The sequence below is a fragment of the Roseomonas chloroacetimidivorans genome, from assembly GCF_049629625.1.
GTDB classification, from domain to species: domain Bacteria; phylum Pseudomonadota; class Alphaproteobacteria; order Acetobacterales; family Acetobacteraceae; genus Roseomonas; species Roseomonas chloroacetimidivorans.
Map to the genome: position 1 here is coordinate 1 of NZ_JBNBZS010000272.1, position 1,368 is coordinate 1,368.

Annotated in this window: 3 protein-coding genes and 1 pseudogene; 3 read left to right on the forward strand and 1 reads right to left on the reverse strand. The window is 68.8% G+C overall.

The genetic code is table 11. The annotated features are described in order from the left end of the window. Nucleotides 1-199: IS4/Tn5 family transposase DNA-binding protein (locus ACO1BU_RS37340; protein WP_424140901.1), on the reverse strand; the 199-nt coding region annotated here is incomplete at its 3' end. A gap of 100 nt (nucleotides 200-299) precedes the next feature. On the opposite strand from ACO1BU_RS37340, the gene tnpA reads away from it, so the two are divergent. From tnpA to ACO1BU_RS37355, 3 genes and pseudogenes are all read left to right on the forward strand, one after another. Next, entirely contained in the window at nucleotides 300-776 is a 477-nt protein-coding gene (tnpA, locus tag ACO1BU_RS37345; protein WP_424140902.1) for an IS66-like element accessory protein TnpA, read from the forward strand. Beyond that, nucleotides 776-1,123 carry an IS66 family insertion sequence element accessory protein TnpB gene (gene tnpB / locus ACO1BU_RS37350; RefSeq protein WP_171617307.1) on the forward strand — a complete coding sequence of 116 codons (348 nt, stop codon included), beginning with the start codon at nucleotides 776-778 and terminating at the stop codon, nucleotides 1,121-1,123. Before tnpA ends, tnpB begins: the two co-directional genes overlap by 1 nt. A 12-nt stretch (nucleotides 1,124-1,135) precedes the next feature. Further along, nucleotides 1,136-1,368 (forward strand): annotated as a pseudogene (locus tag ACO1BU_RS37355) (hypothetical protein); the annotation flags it as partial.

Sequence of the window (1,368 nt, forward strand, 5' to 3'; positions counted from 1 at the left end):
AGAAGAAGCGGTAGGCCGCCTTCGTGCCCGCCCAGTCCTGGCAGGCAAGCGGCAGAGGCTGGCCGATGGCGCCGCCGAGCTGCTGCAGGAGCCGCCTCAATCGGTCCACAAGGCGCCGGTCGCCCATACCATCACGCGGGAGCTCGTGCTCGATCCAGGATGAGCCCTCAGGTCCGGCCGAGCCCGCAACACGTGACATGCCCCAAACCTCGCCACGACAGACGCGCTGCACGACAAGGAATCACGACCGCTCCTCTCAACGTAAGCGTCAGCCCTCAGCGGCCTTGAGGTGACGGGTCATGCCTGCCGAGATGGCGGGCATGACGGACGAAGCTGAAGTGTTGGAAGCGCTCGGAGCGGATCCTTCCGACGGTCGGAAGGGCGCTTTGCGAGCGCGCGCGGATCGGGGCGTCCAGGTCGAGGTGCGACCGGTGCGGCGGCGAGAGTGGCCTGATGCGGACAAGGTGCGGGTGGTCCGCGAGAGCCTGCAGCCGGGTGCGGTGGTGCAGGCGGTGGCGGATCGGAACGGGGTGAGCACGGGGCAGCTCTATACCTGGCGCAAGGAGATGCTGGCGGCGGCGGTCTCGGGGTTCGCGCCGGTGGCGGTGGTGCCGGAGGCGCCGCGTGTGGCAGGACCCGCGCCGGCGCGGGAGGGTGTGGCCGAGGCGGCCGGCGTGATCGAGATTGGCTTGCCCTCGGGCGCGACAGTGCGTGCCAGCGGCCGGGTGGACATGGCTGTGCTGCGCGTTGTACTGGCCGAGCTTGGTGGTCCGTGATGTTCGGCCCGCCGCCTGGTACGCGCGTCTACCTTGCTTGCGGCGCGACGGATATGCGCAAGGGATTCGACGGCTTGGCCGCGCAGGTGCAGACCGTGCTATCGCAGGATCCATACAGCGGCGCGGTATTCTGCTTCCGTGGGCGCCGAGGAGACCTGCTGAAGATTTTGGTCTGGGACGGGCAGGGCCTGGTTCTCGTGGCCAAGAGGTTGGAGAAGGGCCGCTTCGTATGGCCGCAGGCGACGAGCGGTGTTGTTTCTCTGACCCCGGCCATGCTCTCGATGCTCTTGGAAGGCATAGATTGGCGGATGCCGGCCTGGACGGCACGCCCCGAGGTGGTCGGGTAACGCCATCCTTATTTGGCGCGACGCGGCGAGGCCGGCAACACTTCGCGCGTGCCCCCCGAGCTCGACACTGCGGCATTCCCGGACGACGTCGAGACGCTGCGCGCCTTGCTGGCGCAGCGCGATGCGCTGATTGCCGAGCGCGACGCGGCGCTGGCCGAACGCGATGCCGAGTTGCGCAACGCGGGCTACGAGATCGAGAAGCTGAAGATCCAGCTGGCGACGCTGCGGCGCGACCGCTACGGCCG